The following is a 16528-nucleotide window of genomic DNA, read 5'->3' as shown; positions in this document are numbered from 1 at the left end:
CTTCCGGGGCATGACCGTTTCCATGGCGCCCGCGGGGCGGCTCCGGGCGGCTCCCGCCCGCTCCGACAGGCTCTGGCTGGTCGGCGGCGCGCTGATCGCGCTGCTGGCACTGGCGCCGATCGTCGGCCTCGTCTTCTTCGCCTCCCGCGGTTCCGGCGAGCTCTGGCCGCACCTCATCGCCAACGTCCTGCCGGTCGCGGCCCGCACGACGGCGCTTCTCCTCCTCGGCGTCGGGCTGATGGTCGCCGTCATTGGGATCGGCACAGCCTGGCTGGTCACGGCCTACCGCTTTCCCGGCCGCCGCCTGTTCGAATGGGCCCTGCTCCTGCCGCTCGCCATGCCGAGTTATGTCATGGCCTATGCCTATCTCGACGTGGTGCATCCGGTCGGACCGCTGCAGACCAGCCTGCGCAGCCTGTTCGGCATCACCGATCCGCGCGGCCTGCCCTTCCCCGACATCCGGTCGCTCGGCGGCGCCATCCTCCTGCTCGGCCTCATCCTCTATCCCTATGTCTACCTGCCGGTGCGGGCGCTGTTCGTGATGCAGTCGGCCTCGATGCTCGAGGCTTCGCGGACCCTCGGCGCCGGCCGCTTCCGCGCCTTCCGCACCGTGGCGCTGCCGCTGGCGCGCCCGGCGGTCGCCGTCGGCGTCAGCCTCGCGCTGATGGAGGCGCTGAACGACATCGGTGCGTCGGAATTCCTCGGCGTCCGTACACTGACGGTGGCGATCTACACCACCTGGGTGACGCGCTCCTCGATCGAGGGCGCGGCGCAGATCGCGCTCGTCATGCTGGCCATCGTCTTCGCGCTGGTGCTGCTCGAACGGCTCGGTCGGCGTGGCATGAACTATTCCGGCCCGCGCGGCGGTGCCCAGGCGATGGCGCAACCGCTCGCCGGCGGCCCCGCTCTGCTCGCAATCCTCGCCTGCGCGCTGCCGATCCTGCTCGGTTTCCTCGTGCCGGCGAGCTATCTGGTCGTCCAGGCGACGCGGCGGATCCGGCTCGGCGGATTACCGGCCGACCTCTGGAGCTGGACCGGCAACAGCGTGCTGTTCGCGACTGTCGCCGCCATCCTCACCGTCGCCATCGGCCTGTTCCTGGCGACCGCCGGCCGCATGTCGCGGCGAAAGTCGCTGCACGGCATGATCCGGCTTTCCGGCATCGGCTACGCCATTCCCGGCACCGTGCTCGCCGTCGGGCTACTGGTGCCGATCGCCGGCCTCGACAACTGGATCGCCGACGCGGTGAAGAGTGTCGTTGGACGCTCACCCGGCCTGATCCTGATGAGCTCCGGCGCCGCGCTGGTGCTGGCCTATTGCCTGCGATTCCTGGCGATCTCGATCGGCGGCATCGAGGCAGGCTTCACCCGCATATCGCCGTCGATCGACATGGCGGCGCACAGTCTCGGCGCCGGCACCGGCCGGCTGATGGCCGGCATCCACGTACCGCTGCTGTCGCCGGCGCTGGCGGCGGCCGGACTGCTCGTCTTCGTCGACTGCATGAAGGAATTGCCGGCGACGCTTCTGCTGCGGCCTTTCAACTTCGAGACGCTTGCCACCTATGTCTATGGCGAGGCGGCGCGCGGCACCTATGAGGACGGCGCCGTGGCGGCGCTCGTCATCGTCATCGTCGGCATGCTGCCGGTAGCCCTGCTGGCCCGGGCCGGAACGCGGGAGCGGCGCGGACCGACGATCGGATAGGGCCCTCTAGACCGCCAGTTCCGGCAAGTCGCGGAACAACGCCAGCGCCTCGGGGTTTGCCAGGGCCTCCTGGTTCTTCACCGGCCGGCCATGCACGACCTCGCGAACGGCCAGCTCGACGATCTTGCCCGACTTGGTGCGCGGGATATCGGCGACGGCGACAATCCTGGCCGGGACATGGCGTGGCGACGCCCCGGTGCGGATGCGACCGCGGATCACCTTCTCCAGCGCCTCGTCCAGCACGACGCCGGCCCGCAGCCGCACGAACAGCACGACGCGGACGTCGTTGTCCCAGTCCTGTCCGATCGCCAGCGCCTCCAGAACGTCGGGGATTGGCTCGACCTGGTTGTAGATCTCGGCCGTGCCGATCCGCACGCCGCCCGGATTGAGCGTCGCGTCCGAGCGGCCATGGATGACCAGCCCGCCATGCACCGTCCATTCGGCGAAATCGCCATGGCACCAGACATTGTCGAAGCGGTCGAAATATGCGGCGTGATAGCGGCTGCCGTCGGCATCGTTCCAGAAGCCGAGCGGCATCGACGGAAAGGCCAGGCTGCAGACCAGTTCGCCCTTGCCGCGCGGCATCGGCTTACCGTCCTCGTCCCAGACGTCGACGGCGAGGCCGAGCCCCGGCCCCTGGATCTCGCCCTTCCACACCGGCTTCCCCGGAATGCCGAGCACGAAGCAGGAGACGATGTCGGTGCCACCCGAGATCGAGGCCAGATGGATGTCGTGCTTGATGCCGTCATAGACGAAGGTGAAGCTCTCCGGCGCCAGCGGCGAGCCGGTCGAGGTCATCATCTCAAGCGTCGACAGGTCGTGCGTCTCGATCGGGCGCAGGCCTGACTTGTGGACGGCATCGAGGAACTTGGCCGAGGTACCGAACAGCGTCATCCGCTCGGCATCGGCATAGTCGAACAGGATGTTGCCGTCGGGATGAAAGGGCGAGCCGTCATAGAGCAACAGAGTTGCTCCGGTAGCGAGGCCGGAGGCCAGCCAGTTCCACATCATCCAGCCGCAGGTGGTGAAATAGAACAGCCGGTCGTTCTCGCCGATGCCGGAATGGAGATGGATCTCCTTGATGTGCTGCAGCAGCGTGCCACCGGCCGAATGGACGATGCATTTCGGCACGCCGGTCGTGCCGGACGAGAACATCACATAGAGGGGCGCGCCGAAGGCCATCGGCGTGAACGCGACCGGCTGGTCTTCGAACGGCGCGATGAAATCCTCCAGCGCGAAGCCATGCGGGAGCTTCGCTGCGGTGGCATTGGCGGTGCCGATATACGGCACAATCACCGTCGCCCGGACCGAGTGCAGGCTCGGCACGATCTCGGCGAGCTTGGCGGCGATGTCGATCGTCTTGCCGCCGTAGAAGTAGCCGTCGCAGGCGAAGAACACGGTCGGCTCGATCTGGCCGAAGCGGTCGAGCACGCCGCGCGGGCCGAAATCCGGGGAGCAGGATGACCACACCGCGCCGATCGAGGCGGTCGCCAGCATCGCGGCAACGGTCTCCGGCATGTTCGGCATCATGGCAGCGACGCGGTCGCCGGGCCCGACGCCGGCCGCGACGAGCGCCTGCTGCAGCCTCGAGACCAGCGCGTGCAGCGCGTCCCAGGAAAGGCGACGCTTCACCCGCTCCTCGCCCCAGAACACCAGCGCGTCGCCGTCGCCCGTCTTCCGCAACAGGTTTTCGGCGAAGTTCAGCGTCGCGTCCGGAAAGAAGCGCGCGCCCGGCATGCGGTCGCCATCGACGAGCCGCCGTTCGCCCTTGTCGCCGACAACACCGCCAAAATCCCAGACCAGATCCCAGAAGGCGGCGCGGTCTTCGATCGACCAGCGATGCAGGGCGTCATGGTCAGCGAGCTCCCGCCCGGCCCGCTCCGCCGCCGCCGCACGAAAACGCGTCATCGGATGCCCGGCCATGCGGGCAGCGGACGGTGTCCAGAGAGGCGTCTCGGCAGAGTTCACGGCAGTGTCGAGCGTCATGGCGGCAACGGTCCTCCCCGGAATGGTTGCAGTGCGGCAAAAATGCGCCGACAGGCCATGGATATCCGCAGCATCCCGCCAAGTCACGCCCGAAACGTCACCGGAAACAACGAGAAAAGCCTTGCGAAATCACGGAATTCTGCCTATCGGGAAGCCATTCGGTCGTAGCACCTTCCGAAACGTTAGGGGCAGTCGTCACCGGGTCATATGAAAAAAATCCTGCTAGCCATCCTGGCGATTCTGGTGATCTGCGTCGGCTTCGTGCTGATCGCGCCCAAGCTCGTCACCATCGAGGCCGTCCGCCGGTCCATCACGCGCGAAGTCGCGGGCTGGAGCGGACGGGCGCTGACCTATGACGGCACGCCGACCGTCGCCTTCACGCCCTACCCGACAGTCACCTTCGAAAAGGTGCAGATCGGCTCGGGCACGGGCGCGCAACCGCTCGTCGTGATGGAGTCGCTGCAGGCCGAACTGAGCCTGGTGTCGCTCCTGGTCGGCCACGTCCGACCCTCGCTGCTGGAGCTTGAGAAGCCGGTCTTCCATTTCACCGTCGACGATAAGGGAACGCCGAACTGGACACTGCCGCGATCGCTGCGCGGCGGCTCCGAGCTCGGTCGGCTGATCGTCCACGCCGGCACCGTCCACTATGCCGCCAGGGGCAGGCCCGAAATCGTGCTGTCCGGCGTCAATGCCGACATCAACTGGCCCGACCCGTCCGCGACCGCCAGCCTCAAGGGCAGCGCCACCTGGCAGGACGAGAACATCGATTTCAACGGCTCGATCGGCACGCCGCTCGACCTCGTCGCCGGCAATTCAACCGCGCTGCGGTTCGCCATCGCCTCGACGCCGCTGCGCGCCTCGTTCAACGGCATGGTGCGCAACCTCGTGCAGCCGGAGGCCGAGGGCAAGCTTTCGGTCACGACACCGTCGATCCGCCGCCTCGCCGGCTTCTTCGACGTGACGATGGGCGAAGGCTCGACGCTCGGCAGCGCCTCGATCGAATCCCAGGCGAGCCTGGCGCTCAACACGCTCACCTTCTCGGACGCCAAGATCAGCGTCGACGGCAATGAGGGTGAAGGCGTGCTGTCGCTCGGCTTCAACAAGGGCCGTCCGGCGATCCAGGGCACGCTCGCCTTCGACAGCCTTGACCTGTCCGCCTATGCGGAAAGCCTGGCGAGCGCGGTCGCGGCGGCGCGGGCAGCGCCCGACCAGCCCTTCCCGGTCAGCGCGCTCAACGAGGGCGATGTCGATCTTCGCGTCTCTGCCTCGCAGGTCCTGCTCGGCAGCGCCCGGCTCGGCCGCACGGCGGCGTCGGCGACCATCCGCGACGAAAGGCTGACGCTGTCGGTCGGCGAGGCGCAGCTTTATGGCGGCCGCCTGTCCGCCAGCCTCTCCGCCTCGCTGCAGGACGAGACGGCGTCAACCTCGCTGCAGGGCCGCGTCGACGGGCTGCCGGTGCGGGCAGCGCTGTCCGACCTCTTCGGCATCGGCCATATCGACGGCACCGGCAGCGGGACGGTCAACCTCTCGGCGCATGGCACGAGTTGGAACGGTATGATGGCCTCGCTGTCGGGCAGTGGCCGCGCCACCATCGCCGACGGCTCGTTCGACGGCGTCAACATCGGCGCGCTGTCGCAGAAGATCACGGCCGACGGCACGATCAGCGGCAATCTGCTGGGCGGCTCGACCAAGTTCGCCCAGGCGGACGGCAACTTCACCATCGATGCCGACCAGGTCACCGCCTCGTCGATCGTCGTAAAGGGCACCGGCTACACGATCGAGCTGTCGGGCGAGGCGCCGCTGCAGGCCCCCACCCTCAGCGCGCGCGGCGATCTCGTCATCGAGCGCAGCACCACCGGCACGGCCAGCACGTCGATCAATGTGCCCTTCGTCGTCGGCGGCAGCTGGGACCATCCGACCCTGGTGCCGGATTTCAGCGGCCTGTCGCGCCGCAGCGGCGGCACCGACCTCAAGCCCGCCATGGGTCCGATCCGCAAGTTCGCCCGCTCGATCCTGCCGACCCTGCGCTGACGGCAGCGGGCAGCTTCCGCCGCCCGTCAGCCACTGTCTCAGACCATCCGCCGGATCGTCTTCTTGCGCCAGACGAACTGGTAGTAGCTCGCCTGCAGCATCAGCATGACGAGGTAGGCGATCGGATAGGCCATCCAAACGCCGTTGATGCCGTAGAGCCCCGATAGAAAATAGGCGACCGGCACCTCGACGACGACAATCGCGACGATCGAGATCAGGGTCGGCACCAGCACCGTGCCGCTCGCCCGCATCACGCCGGCGAGCACGCTCGACATGCCGAAGAGAATGTAGCCCCACAGCACGATGTGCAGCAGCGTCTGCGCCAGCTCGATCACCGGTTCCGAGGTGATGAAGAAGCCGATCAGGGTGCGCGAGAACAGGTAGCAGATCGCCACCAGGCCGCCGGTGATCATCAGGGTGAGCTGCAGGCCGGTCTTGGTGATGACGCCGAGCGTCTCGACCCGGCCGGCGCCGATCGCCTGGGCGCCGAGGATCGACACGGTGATGGCGACCGAGATCGCCGGGAACTGCACGTAGTTGATCACCATGTTGACGGTGCCATAGGCGGCGGTCGCGTCGGAGCCGAAGGAATTGACCAGCGCCAGCACGGCGATCTCCGCCAGCGAGACGAGGATCAGCTGAACCCCGGAAGGAATGCCGATCTTCAGCACCGAGCGCAGCAGCTTCCAGTCGATGCGCAGGTGACGAAGCAGCACCGTATCCGGCGCCAGAGGATGATTGCGCCGCCGCATGTAGAAGGCGAGCCAGGCGAGCGCCACCAGGAAGGACAGGATCGACGCGTAGGCGCCGCTGACGACGCCGAGTTGCGGCAGCCCGAACCAGCCTCGGATCAGCGCCGGCGTGACCAGGAGGCCGGTTACCGTCGAAAGCGTGAGCGCGTAGAGCGGCGTCACCGTATCGCCGACGCCGCGCATCATGGACGTCATCAGCAGGAAGACGAACAGGCCCGGCATGGCGATCAGCATGATGCGGGCATAGGCGGTGGCATCCGGCAGGATGTCCGCCGGCGTACCGACCAGCTTCAGGACCGGCGCGGTGAAGGCGCCGCCGAATACGGCGACCAGGGCGCCGAACAGGATCGAGACGGTCAGGGTGGTTCCGGCGACGGCCTTGACGGTCTCCAACTTCTGCGCGCCGTAGGCCTGGCCGATCAGCACCGAGGCGCCAGCGCCAAGGCCGATGGTGAAGGAGATGAACAGGAACAGGATCGGGAAGAAGGCGGCGACGGCGGCGAGCGCGCCGACGCCGAGCATCTGGCCGAGATAGATGTTGTTGAGCGTGCCCGACAGCGCCTGCAGCACATTGCTGAGGATCATCGGCCCGAGGAAGACGAGGAACGTCCTCCAGAGGGGCGGCAGCGACATGGAATTCTCCGAGGAACGGATCAGGCAGCTTCGAAGGCGGGACCGGCGAGCTTTTCGATATGGTCCCGGACGTCAACCGGCCAGCCCTCGATCAGTTGCCCGAAGCGGGTCCGATCGCCGGCGAACAGCGCCCGTGTGGCGTCCTCATAGCGGGGCAGGTCGCCGGCCATCGCCGTCATGAAGCGAAGCGTCGCCTCCTGCGCCTGCCGGACACGGTCCTGGCCCTCCGAGGCGCGCCGGGCCTCGTCGACCAGTCGGCGCAGCGTGACGGAGGCGCCGCCGGGCTGGCGGGTCAGCCACTCCCAATGACGCGGCAACAGCGTGACCTCGCGCGCCACGACGCCGAGTTTCGGCCGACCGGGACCGCGCGCGGGGGAGGCAGCCTCCGCCGGCTGGGTGGATTCCGCCGAAGCCTCCTGCAGGCGCGCCAGCACATCGCTGGACGAACCGCGAAAATCGACCTCGATCGGCCGGCTGGTCTCGTCGTCGAACAGCAGGATCGGCTCGCCGCCCTGCTCCATGGCTTGCTTGCTCTTCAGCGCCACCTCCGGCAGCACGCCGGAGGCAATCCGCGTCAGGCCCTGGAAGGCCGTGCAATAGATGGTCCTGGCGACGCTCATTTTCATACCCTCTGAATGACAGGGGCAGAATTTACCCGGATATAATCAAATCGTCAATATTACCCGGGCAAAATAGTTGGCGGTGCGTCAACCGATCTGCAAGGCGAGGCGTTCGGCCCGCTGGCGCTCGACTTCGCGGCGCTTGGTGACGATCGAGGCGATGATGACGCCGGTGGCGACGATGCCGATCAGGATCGAACAGATGGCATTGATCTCCGGCGTCACGCCGAGCCGGACCTGACTGTAGATCTTCATCGGCAGCGTCGTGGCGCCTGGTCCCGTCGTGAAGCTCGAGATGACGAGGTCGTCAAGCGACAGGGTAAAGGCGAGCATCCAGCCCGCCACCACGGCCGGGAGGATCAGCGGCAGCGTGATGGTGAAGAAGGTCTTGAACGGCGGGCAGCCGAGATCGAGCGCCGCCTCTTCCAGGCTGCGGTCGAAGGTGATCAGGCGCGACTGCACCACCACGGCGACGAAACACATGGAAAAGGTGATGTGGGCCAGCGTCAGGGTCCAGAACCCGCGCGCAAAGCCGATGGCGACGAACAGCAGCAGCATGGCGAGGCCGGTGATCACCTCGGGCATCACCAGCGGCGCATAGACCATGCCCGAGAACAACGTGCCACCGGGAAAGCGGCCAAAGCGCACCAGCGCGATCGCCGCCAGCGTGCCGAGGACGGTCGCCAGCGTCGCCGACAGGAGCGCCACGCGGATCGTCACCCAGGCGGCGTCGAGCAGCCCCTGGTTCGACAGCAGCGAGACGTACCACTTAGTCGAGAAGCCACCCCAGACCGTCACCAGCTTGGAGGCGTTAAAGGAATAGATCACCAGGAGGACGATCGGCAGATAGAGGAAGGCGAAGCCGAGCGTGATCGCCGTGATGTTGAACCAGGACGGGCCGCGCCTCATCGCGTCTCTCCCCGCCAGTTCGGTCCCGGAAGACCGGACGAAAGCGAACTTGTCAGCATGGGCCTACTCCGACGCTTTCTTCTGGGCATTCTGGAACAGCATGATCGGCACCACCAGGATCGCCAGCAGCACGACAGCGACGGCGGACGACACCGGCCAGTCACGATTGGAGAAGAACTCGGCCCAAAGCGTCTTGCCGATCATCAGCGTATCGGAGCCGCCGAGCAGATCCGGAATGACGAACTCGCCGACGGCCGGGATGAAGACCAGGAAGCAGCCGGCGACGACGCCTGGGATCGAGAGCGGGAAGGTGATCTTCCAGAACGCCTGGATGGGCGGGCAGCCGAGGTCGGCGGCGGCCTCCAGCAGCGTCTCGTCGAGCTTCTCCAGCGTGGCGTAGAGCGGCAGGATCATGAAGGGCAGGTAGGAGTAGACGATGCCGATATAGACGGCGAGCGTCGACGGCAGGATGTTGAGCGGCTCGCTGATGACGCCGAGGCCGAGCAGCATCTGGTTGAGCAGGCCCTCCGGCTTCAGGATGCCGATCCACGCATAGACGCGGATCAGGAACGAGGTCCAGAACGGCAGGATCACCAGCATCAGCAGGGTTGGTCGCCACTCGCGCCTGGCCCGCGCCATGCCATAGGCGATCGGATAGCCGACGAGCAGGATCAGGAAAGTCGAGATCGCCGCGATCTTCAGGCTCGACAGGTAGGACTGGAGGTAGAGCGAATCTTCGGTCAGGAAGATGTAGTTGTCGAAGGTGAATTCCTGGATCTGCTCCCAGAGCGCTCCCAGCCCGGCCGAAAGGTCGAGCGCCGGCGTATAGGGCGGCATGGCGATTGCCGTCGTCGAGAACGAGATCTTCAGGACGATCAGGAACGGCGCCAGGAACAGCACGATCAGCCAGAGATACGGAATCGCGACGACCAGCCATCGGAGCCAGCCGCGTCCCGGAGCGCCCGTCGTCGTCATTGCCATCCCATCACCTCGTCAGCACGACGCCGCCGTCACGCGACCATGTCAGCCAGACCTTGTCCTCCCACGTAATCGGCCGCGAGACGAGGCGGGTGGTGTTGGTGATCGTCGACTTGACCGTCGCGCCGGTGGCGAGGCGGATATGGTAGATCGAGACATCGCCCAGATAGCCGATGTCCCACACCTCGCCGGAGACGGCGTTGACGGAGGGGTCCTCCGGCGGTGTCAGCGAGATGCTGACCTTCTCCGGCCGGATCGCGAACCAGGCCTCGTCGCCCAACTTGGCGCCGCCATCCTGGGTCACCTGCACCTTGGCGCCGGTGCCGATGCAGTCGAGCGTCGCGACGCCACCCTCGGTCGAGGTGACCTTGCCTTCGAGGATGTTAATGTCACCAATGAAATCCGCGACATAGCGCGAATTCGGCTGCTCGTAGATCTCGCCGGGCGTCGCGATCTGGACGATCTTGCCCTGGTCCATGAGGGCGATGCGGTCGGCGACGGTCATCGCCTCTTCCTGGTCGTGCGTGACGATGACGAAGGTCATGCCGAGCCGGACCTGCAGGTCGATCAGCTCGAACTGGGTCTCCTCGCGCAGTTTCTTGTCGAGCGCGCCGAGCGGCTCGTCGAGCAGCAGGACCTTCGGCTTTTTGGCCAGCGAGCGGGCGAGCGCGACGCGCTGCTTCTGGCCGCCGGAGAGTTGGTGCGGCTTGCGCCGGGCAAATTTCTCGAGCTTGACCAGCGCCAGCATCTCGTCGACGCGGGTCGCGATATCGGCCTTCGCCATGCCGTCCTGCTTCAGGCCGAAGGCGATGTTGTCCCAGACGTTCATGTGCGGGAACAGCGCGTAGGACTGGAACATCATGTTGGTCGGCCGCCGGTAGGGCGGCACGCCGACGAGATCCTGTCCGTCGAGCATGACATGGCCGCTGGTCGGCTCCTCGAAGCCGGCGATCATGCGCATCAGGGTGGTCTTGCCGCAGCCCGACGGCCCGAGCAGCGCGAAAAACTCGCGCTCGTAGATGTTGAGCGAGAGATCGTCGACGGCGGTGAAATCACCGAATGTCTTGGTGACGTTCTGGAACTGGATGAAGGGCTTGGCCGCCGGATCGTTCCAGGGCGCAAACGCCCGCCGGACAGGTCCGAGCGATTTGCCGGCCGTTAGCGACTTCCCTGCCATGAGGCCTCCAGCTCGCGTTCCATTCCTATCGTGAAGAGGCCCGGTACTAGACCGGGCCTCTTTTGTCCACTGGGTCAGGTGCCGCTCTTGATCTTGGTCCAGAGCCGGGTGACCACCCGCTGGACCTTCGGGTCGTTCGGCGTCGTGGTGTAGAGCTTCTTCATCACGGCTTCATCCGGGTAGATCGTCTTGTCGTCGAGGATCTCCTTGCTGATGAAGGCCTGGGAATCCTTGTTGCCGTTCGCATAGGAGACGTAGTTCGTCGCCTTGGCGATCACTTCCGGCTTCTGGATGTAGTTGATGAAAGCGAGCGCCGCCTCGGGGTTCGGGGCGTCCTTCGGGATGGCCATCGAATCCATCCAGAGCAACGCGCCTTCCTTGGGGATCGAATAGGCGATCTCGACCTTGTTGTCGGCTTCCGCGGCGCGGTCGCGGGCCTGGATGACATCGCCGGAATAGCCGAAGGCCAGGCAGATATCGCCATTGGCGAGGCCCTGGATGAATTCCGACGAATGGAACTTGCGGATATAGGGACGGATCGACATCAGCAGCTCGCCTGCCTTCTCGATCTCGGCCGGATCCTTGGAATCCGGTGGCAGGCCCAGATAGCTGAGGGCGGCCGGGATCACGTCATCCGGCGAATCCAGCATGTAGACGCCGCAATCCTTGAACTTCGACACCACTTCCGGCTTGAAGAACATGTCCATGGAGTCGACCGGCGCGTCCGGCATGATCTCCTTGATCTTGTTCACATTATAGCCGGTGCCCGTCGTGCCCCACATGTAGTTCACGGCGATCTCGTTGCCGGGATCGTAGGTGGCGAGACGGTTCGTGATCTCGTCCCACATGTGGGAGAGGTTCGGGATCTTCGACTTGTCGAGCGGCTGGAAAACGCCGACGTCGATCAGGCGCTTCAGATTGCGATCGGTCGGCACGACGATGTCGTAGCCCGAACCGCCGGCCAGCATCTTCGTTTCGAGGATTTCCATCGAATCGTAGACGTCATAGACGACCTTGATGCCGGTTTCCTTGGTGAAATCCTCGATGATCGACGTGTCGATATAGTCGGACCAGTTGAAGATATGGAGTTCCTTGTCAGCGGCCTGCGCGACGTTTGAAACTCCGACTGCCAGCATCGCTGAAAGAGCGACGCCACTAAGGGCATGCTTGATCATTGACTTCCCCAAGACGGACCGGGCAGCACCAACGAGCCGGCCACAAAACCATTCTAAGATTCAGACGTTAGAAGGCTTTTTCCGCTACCTCAACCGTTTATCGCGTCCGTCCGCAACGACCTGAAGCCGCATGTCAAACCGTGGCGAGTTGACTAAGCTTCAGCCGTGGCGACACTCCATCGACGGTCGCATGAGAGCCGAGGGAATATCGTGGCAAAACGGAAGAAGGGCGCCAAGGCGGCCGATGGCAGTGTCCGCGGCGTCAAATCGCTGGACGAGGCACGGGACTGGCTCAAGGCGCGCGGCATCGAGGACATCGAATGCGTCGTCCCGGATCAGGCCGGCGTCGCCCGCGGCAAGATGATGCCGGTGCAGAAGTTCCTGGCCGGGCCGACCATGTCGATGCCGGGCTCGATCCTGAACCAGACCATCACCGGCGACTATCCGGACGACGATGACCGCTTCCAGAGCGACGCAGCCGATCAAGACGTGATGTTCGAGCCGGACCTGTCGACGCTCTGTGTCGTGCCGTGGGAGACCGATCCGACGGCGCAGGTGATCCATGACGGTTATCATCGCGACGGCCGTTCGGTCGAGACGGCGCCGCGCCAGGTGCTGCGCCGCATCGTCGAGCTCTATGCCCATCAGGGCTGGCAGCCCGTGGTGGCGCCGGAGCTCGAATTCTACCTGGTCAAGCCGAACACCGACCCGGACTACCAGCTCGAGCCGCCGACCGGCCGCTCCGGCCGGCCCGAGGCGGCACGGCAGTCCTATTCGATCGCCGCGATCAACGAATTCGACGATTTGTTCGACGATATCTACGATTTCTCCGAAGCCCAGGGCCTCGAGATCGACACGCTGATCCACGAGGAAGGCGCGGCCCAGATGGAGATCAATCTCCTGCATGGCGACCCCCTAGCACTCGCCGACCAGGTCTTCCTGTTCAAGCGCACGATCCGCGAGGCGGCGCTGCGGCACGACATGTACGCCACCTTCATGGCGAAGCCGATGTCGCGCGAGCCGGGCTCGGCCATGCACATCCACCAGTCCGTCATCGACGTGGCGACCGGGCAGAACATCTTCTCCGACGAGGAAGGCAACCCGACCTCGAAGTTCTTCGCCTTCATCGGCGGCTCGCAGAAATATCTGCCGGCCGTGCTCTGCATGCTGGCGCCCTATGTGAATTCCTACCGCCGCCTGGTGCGCTCGTCGTCGGCGCCGGTCAACACGCAATGGGGCTACGACAACCGCACCGTCGGCCTGCGGGTACCGAACTCCAACCCGGCCGGACGGCGTCTCGAAAACCGACTTCCCTCCTCCGACGCCAACCCCTATCTCGCCATCGCCGCGTCGCTCGCCTGCGGCTATCTCGGCCTGATGGAAGGACTGAAGGTCGGCGACCCGGTCACCGGTTCGGCCAATTCCGACGAGATCGACCTGCCGCGTGGTCTGCTCGAGGCGGTGGCGCTGTTCGAGGAGCAGGAAGAGCTGGCGGAGATCTTCGGCGAGCGCTTCGTCGCCACCTATGGCGCGATCAAGCGCGCCGAATACGAGACCTTCATGCAGGTCATCAGTCCGTGGGAACGCGAATTCCTGCTGCTGAACGTCTGAGGGCGCCCGCGCCAACCCAGACTCTGCCGTTGCCGGCCGCTGCCGGCAACGGATCGGGATTTCCGCAACCGGACCGACCCACATGACGCAATCGAACGTCACCGCCGACTACCGCGCCCGCGACGCAGCGCACCACATCCACGCCTTTTCCGACATGAAGAGCTTGAACGCCGAGGGCAGCCGCGTCGTCGTGCGGGCCGAAGGCTCCTGGATCTGGGATTCCGAGGGCAACCGCATCCTGGACGGCATGGCCGGGCTCTGGTGCGTCAATATCGGCCACGGCCGCAAGGAGATCGCCGACGCCGTGCAGCGGCAGATGAGCGAGCTCTCCTTCTACAACACCTTCTTCAAATCGACCCATCCGCCGGCGATCGCGCTCAGCGAGAAGCTCGCCCAGATCACGCCGCCGCAGTTCAACCATGTCTTCTTTGTCGGCTCCGGCTCCGAGGCGAACGACACGGTGATCCGCATGGTCCGCCACTACTGGGCGAGCCTCGGCAGGCCCGACAAGACGGTGCTGATCGCCCGCCACAACGCCTATCACGGCTCGACGATGGGCGGCGGCAGCCTCGGCGGCATGACGTCGATCCACAGCCAGGGCGGCCTGCCGATTCCCGGCATCCACCACATCGCCCAGCCCTATTGGTTCGGCGAGGGCGGCGAGATGAGCCCCGACGAATTCGGCCTCTTCGCCGCACGCGAGCTGGAGAAGGCGATCGACGAAATCGGCGAGGATAGGATCGCTGCCTTCGTCGCCGAGCCGATCCAGGGCGCCGGCGGCGTCATCATCCCGCCCGCAACCTACTGGCCGGAAGTGAAGCGCATCCTCGCGGAGCGAGCGATCCTGCTGGTCGCCGACGAGGTCATCACCGGCTTCGGCCGCACCGGCAACTGGTTCGGCTCCGAGACCTTCGGTATCGAGCCGGACCTGATGCCGATCGCCAAGGGCCTCTCCTCCGGCTACCTGCCGATTGGCGGCGTCATGGTCGCCGACAAGGTGGCGGATGTCCTCTACGCGGCGGGCGAATTCCACCACGGCTTCACCTATTCCGCCCATCCCGTCACCGCCGCGGCGGCGCTGGAAAACCTCAGGATTTTGGAAGACGAGAAGCTGGTCGAGCGGGTGCGCGACGACATCGGCCCGTATCTCCAGAGCCGTTGGCTCACGCTCGCCCATCACCCGTTGGTCGGCGAAGCGCGCATGACCGGGCTGATGGGCGCCTTGGAGTTGGTGCCCAGCAAGCCGTCGCGAACGCAGAAATTCGCGGATACCGGCAAGGTCGGCACCATCGCGCGGGACATCTCGCTCAGGAACGGTCTGGTGATGCGGGCGGTGCGGGATTCGCTGATCATCGCCCCGCCGCTCACTCTCTCGCACGAGGAGGCGGAGATCCTGATCGCCTCGGCGCGCAAGACGCTGGACGACACGCAGACGGAACTGAAGCGGCTGGGACTGGTATGATGGCGGCGGCAACCCCGCCCGACGGACAACGCGCATGAACCACCCCCACGCCCCGTCCTGGTATGCCGAGACGGCGGACAAGGCGCTCGCCTTCGCGCCGCTCGACGGCGACACGCGCGCCGATGTCGCCATCATCGGCGGCGGCTATACCGGGCTGTCGGCGGCCTTGCATCTCGCCGAGGCGGGCATCGACGTCGTGTTGATCGAGGCGGAAAAGGTCGGCTGGGGCGCGTCGGGCCGCAATGGTGGCCAGTTGCATTCCGGCCAGCGCCGCGACCAGGACTGGCTGGAGCGGCGGCTCGGCAAGCCCGCCGCGCACGATCTCTGGCAGCTAGCCGAGGAAGCGAAGACGCTGGTCCACCAGCTGACCGAGAAGCACGGCATCGATGCCGAATGGCGGCCGGGCCTGATCGAGGCGGTGCACAAGGCGCGCCTCGTCGACGAGGAACGGCACTATGTCGACAAGCTGAACCGTGACTACGGATACGCGCCAGCGGAATGGATCGACCGCCGGCGGCTGGCGCCGATGATCGGTTCCGACGCCTATTTCGGCGGACGGCTCGACCGCACGGCCGGCCACCTGCACCCGCTGAAATTCGCGCAAGGGCTGGCAAAGGCCGCGGCGAAAGCCGGCGCCCGCATCCATGAGCAGACGGCGGCGAAGAAGCTCGTCGACGGCGAGTCGCCTGTGATCGAGACGCTGCGCGGACGGATCAAGGCCGAGATCGTCATTCTGGCCGGCAACGGCCTGCTCGACGGCATCGACCAGGAGACCGAGACCCGCGCCATGCCGATCAAGAACTTCATCCTGACGACGGAGCCGATCGGCGCCGGCGGCCCGGGTGGCCTGATCCCCGGCGGCGAGGCGGTCTCGGATTCGCGCTTCGTCGTCTATTACTGGCGCCCCACCCCGGACGGCCGTATCCTGTTCGGCGGCGGCGAGACCTATACGCGCTCGGACCCGGCCGATGTCGCCGCCTTCGTGCGGCGCCATCTCGTCAAGATCTATCCGGCGCTCGACAAGGCCCGCATCGACCATGCCTGGGGCGGCACGCTGGCCGTCACGGTCAACCGGCTGCCCTTCCTGCGCAAAGTCCGCAGCGGCGTCTATGCGGCGTCGGGCTATTCCGGTCAGGGCGTGGCGCTGGCGCCGTTCGGCGGCAAGATCATCGCCGACGCGATCCTCGGCGACCCGGCGAAGCTCGACGCCTTCGCCGCCCTGCCCTGCCCGCGCTTCCCGGGCGGCAAGCTGTTGCGCTGGCCGGCGCTGGTCGCCGGCATGAGCTGGTACGCGCTCCGCGACCGGCTTTGACATGACGCCGCGTCCCGAAGACCTTTCTGGACGCTTCCCTTGCGTCCTACCGGCGACCATCTGTCGCAGTTCCAGTTGAGCACGGCGGCCGGTTGTGCCACTCTCCGGTCGGACCGCAGCCGCGACGGATCGGAAGACACCTCCGACCGGGCGACCTGCGCGCCGCTCACAGGCGGCGGAACG

At 66.1% G+C, this 16528-nt stretch carries 12 protein-coding genes; 5 read left to right on the top strand and 7 right to left on the bottom strand.

The genetic code is table 11. From position 1 onward, the window contains the following. Positions 1-10 precede the first annotated feature (10 nt). Complete coding sequence (locus tag G342_RS0100400) at positions 11-1699, top strand: ABC transporter permease (protein ID WP_018181115.1); 1689 nt, start codon at positions 11-13, stop codon at positions 1697-1699. A gap of 6 nt (positions 1700-1705) precedes the next feature. On the opposite strand, the gene G342_RS0100395 is transcribed toward G342_RS0100400, so the two are convergent. After that, positions 1706-3622 (bottom strand): acetoacetate--CoA ligase, encoded by a 1917-nt coding sequence (locus G342_RS0100395; RefSeq protein WP_018181114.1) that lies wholly within the window; start codon positions 3620-3622, stop codon positions 1706-1708. 270 nt (positions 3623-3892) lie between these two features. Here G342_RS0100395 and G342_RS0100390 point away from each other — a divergent pair, with 270 nt between their 5' ends. Continuing rightward, a complete protein-coding gene (locus G342_RS0100390) occupies positions 3893-5716 on the top strand; it encodes an AsmA family protein (RefSeq protein WP_018181113.1) in 1824 nt (607 codons plus the stop codon). Between the two features lie 38 nt (positions 5717-5754). Here the strand turns inward: G342_RS0100390 and G342_RS0100385 are convergent, their stop codons facing one another. The 6 genes from G342_RS0100385 to G342_RS0100360 all read right to left on the bottom strand — a co-directional run bounded on the left by G342_RS0100385 (position 5755) and on the right by G342_RS0100360 (position 11921). Further along, complete coding sequence (locus G342_RS0100385; RefSeq protein WP_018181112.1) at positions 5755-7101, bottom strand: MATE family efflux transporter; 1347 nt, start codon at positions 7099-7101, stop codon at positions 5755-5757. Between the two features lie 20 nt (positions 7102-7121). Next, positions 7122-7721, bottom strand: coding sequence for a DUF2239 family protein (locus G342_RS0100380; RefSeq protein ID WP_018181111.1), 600 nt, complete (start codon positions 7719-7721; stop codon positions 7122-7124). A gap of 87 nt (positions 7722-7808) precedes the next feature. After that, entirely contained in the window at positions 7809-8630 is an 822-nt protein-coding gene (locus tag G342_RS0100375) for an ABC transporter permease (protein ID WP_018181110.1), read from the bottom strand. A gap of 63 nt (positions 8631-8693) precedes the next feature. Next, positions 8694-9611 (bottom strand): ABC transporter permease subunit, encoded by a 918-nt coding sequence (locus G342_RS0100370; RefSeq protein ID WP_018181109.1) that lies wholly within the window; start codon positions 9609-9611, stop codon positions 8694-8696. Positions 9612-9615: 4 nt separating this feature from the next. Beyond that, complete coding sequence (locus tag G342_RS0100365; protein ID WP_018181108.1) at positions 9616-10785, bottom strand: ABC transporter ATP-binding protein; 1170 nt, start codon at positions 10783-10785, stop codon at positions 9616-9618. Between the two features lie 74 nt (positions 10786-10859). Beyond that, positions 10860-11921: a polyamine ABC transporter substrate-binding protein gene (locus G342_RS0100360; RefSeq protein ID WP_018181107.1), complete on the bottom strand. Its 1062-nt coding sequence runs from the start codon at positions 11919-11921 to the stop codon at positions 10860-10862. A 249-nt stretch (positions 11922-12170) separates the two neighbouring features. On the opposite strand from G342_RS0100360, the gene G342_RS0100355 reads away from it, so the two are divergent. The 3 genes from G342_RS0100355 to G342_RS0100345 all read left to right on the top strand — a co-directional run bounded on the left by G342_RS0100355 (position 12171) and on the right by G342_RS0100345 (position 16345). Beyond that, positions 12171-13571 carry a glutamine synthetase family protein gene (locus tag G342_RS0100355; RefSeq protein WP_018181106.1) on the top strand — a complete coding sequence of 467 codons (1401 nt, stop codon included), beginning with the start codon at positions 12171-12173 and terminating at the stop codon, positions 13569-13571. 82 nt (positions 13572-13653) lie between these two features. Then, on the top strand, positions 13654-15033 hold the full coding sequence (locus G342_RS0100350) for an aspartate aminotransferase family protein (protein WP_018181105.1): 1380 nt from the start codon (positions 13654-13656) through the stop codon (positions 15031-15033). Between the two features lie 34 nt (positions 15034-15067). Further along, positions 15068-16345, top strand: a complete 1278-nt coding sequence (locus G342_RS0100345) for an NAD(P)/FAD-dependent oxidoreductase (protein ID WP_018181104.1) — start codon at positions 15068-15070, stop codon at positions 16343-16345. The last annotated feature ends 183 nt before the right edge of the window (positions 16346-16528 follow it).

This window comes from Kaistia granuli DSM 23481 (genome assembly GCF_000380505.1).
Lineage (GTDB): Bacteria > Pseudomonadota > Alphaproteobacteria > Rhizobiales > Kaistiaceae > Kaistia > Kaistia granuli.
This window is presented reverse-complemented; position numbering and strand designations above follow the sequence as displayed.

Excerpts from the sequence above, each read along its gene's own strand:
- G342_RS0100400 (WP_018181115.1), top strand. The coding sequence starts at position 11 with ATGACCGTTTCCATGGCGCCCGCGGGGCGGCTCCGGGCGGCTCCCGCC.
- G342_RS0100395 (WP_018181114.1), bottom strand. The coding sequence starts at position 3,622 with ATGGCCGGGCATCCGATGACGCGTTTTCGTGCGGCGGCGGCGGAGCGG.
- G342_RS0100390 (WP_018181113.1), top strand. The coding sequence starts at position 3,893 with ATGAAAAAAATCCTGCTAGCCATCCTGGCGATTCTGGTGATCTGCGTC.
- G342_RS0100385 (WP_018181112.1), bottom strand. The coding sequence starts at position 7,101 with ATGTCGCTGCCGCCCCTCTGGAGGACGTTCCTCGTCTTCCTCGGGCCG.
- G342_RS0100380 (WP_018181111.1), bottom strand. The coding sequence starts at position 7,721 with ATGAGCGTCGCCAGGACCATCTATTGCACGGCCTTCCAGGGCCTGACG.
- G342_RS0100375 (WP_018181110.1), bottom strand. The coding sequence starts at position 8,630 with ATGAGGCGCGGCCCGTCCTGGTTCAACATCACGGCGATCACGCTCGGC.
- G342_RS0100370 (WP_018181109.1), bottom strand. The coding sequence starts at position 9,611 with ATGGCAATGACGACGACGGGCGCTCCGGGACGCGGCTGGCTCCGATGG.
- G342_RS0100365 (WP_018181108.1), bottom strand. The coding sequence starts at position 10,785 with ATGGCAGGGAAGTCGCTAACGGCCGGCAAATCGCTCGGACCTGTCCGG.
- G342_RS0100360 (WP_018181107.1), bottom strand. The coding sequence starts at position 11,921 with ATGCTGGCAGTCGGAGTTTCAAACGTCGCGCAGGCCGCTGACAAGGAA.
- G342_RS0100350 (WP_018181105.1), top strand. The coding sequence starts at position 13,654 with ATGACGCAATCGAACGTCACCGCCGACTACCGCGCCCGCGACGCAGCG.
- G342_RS0100345 (WP_018181104.1), top strand. The coding sequence starts at position 15,068 with ATGAACCACCCCCACGCCCCGTCCTGGTATGCCGAGACGGCGGACAAG.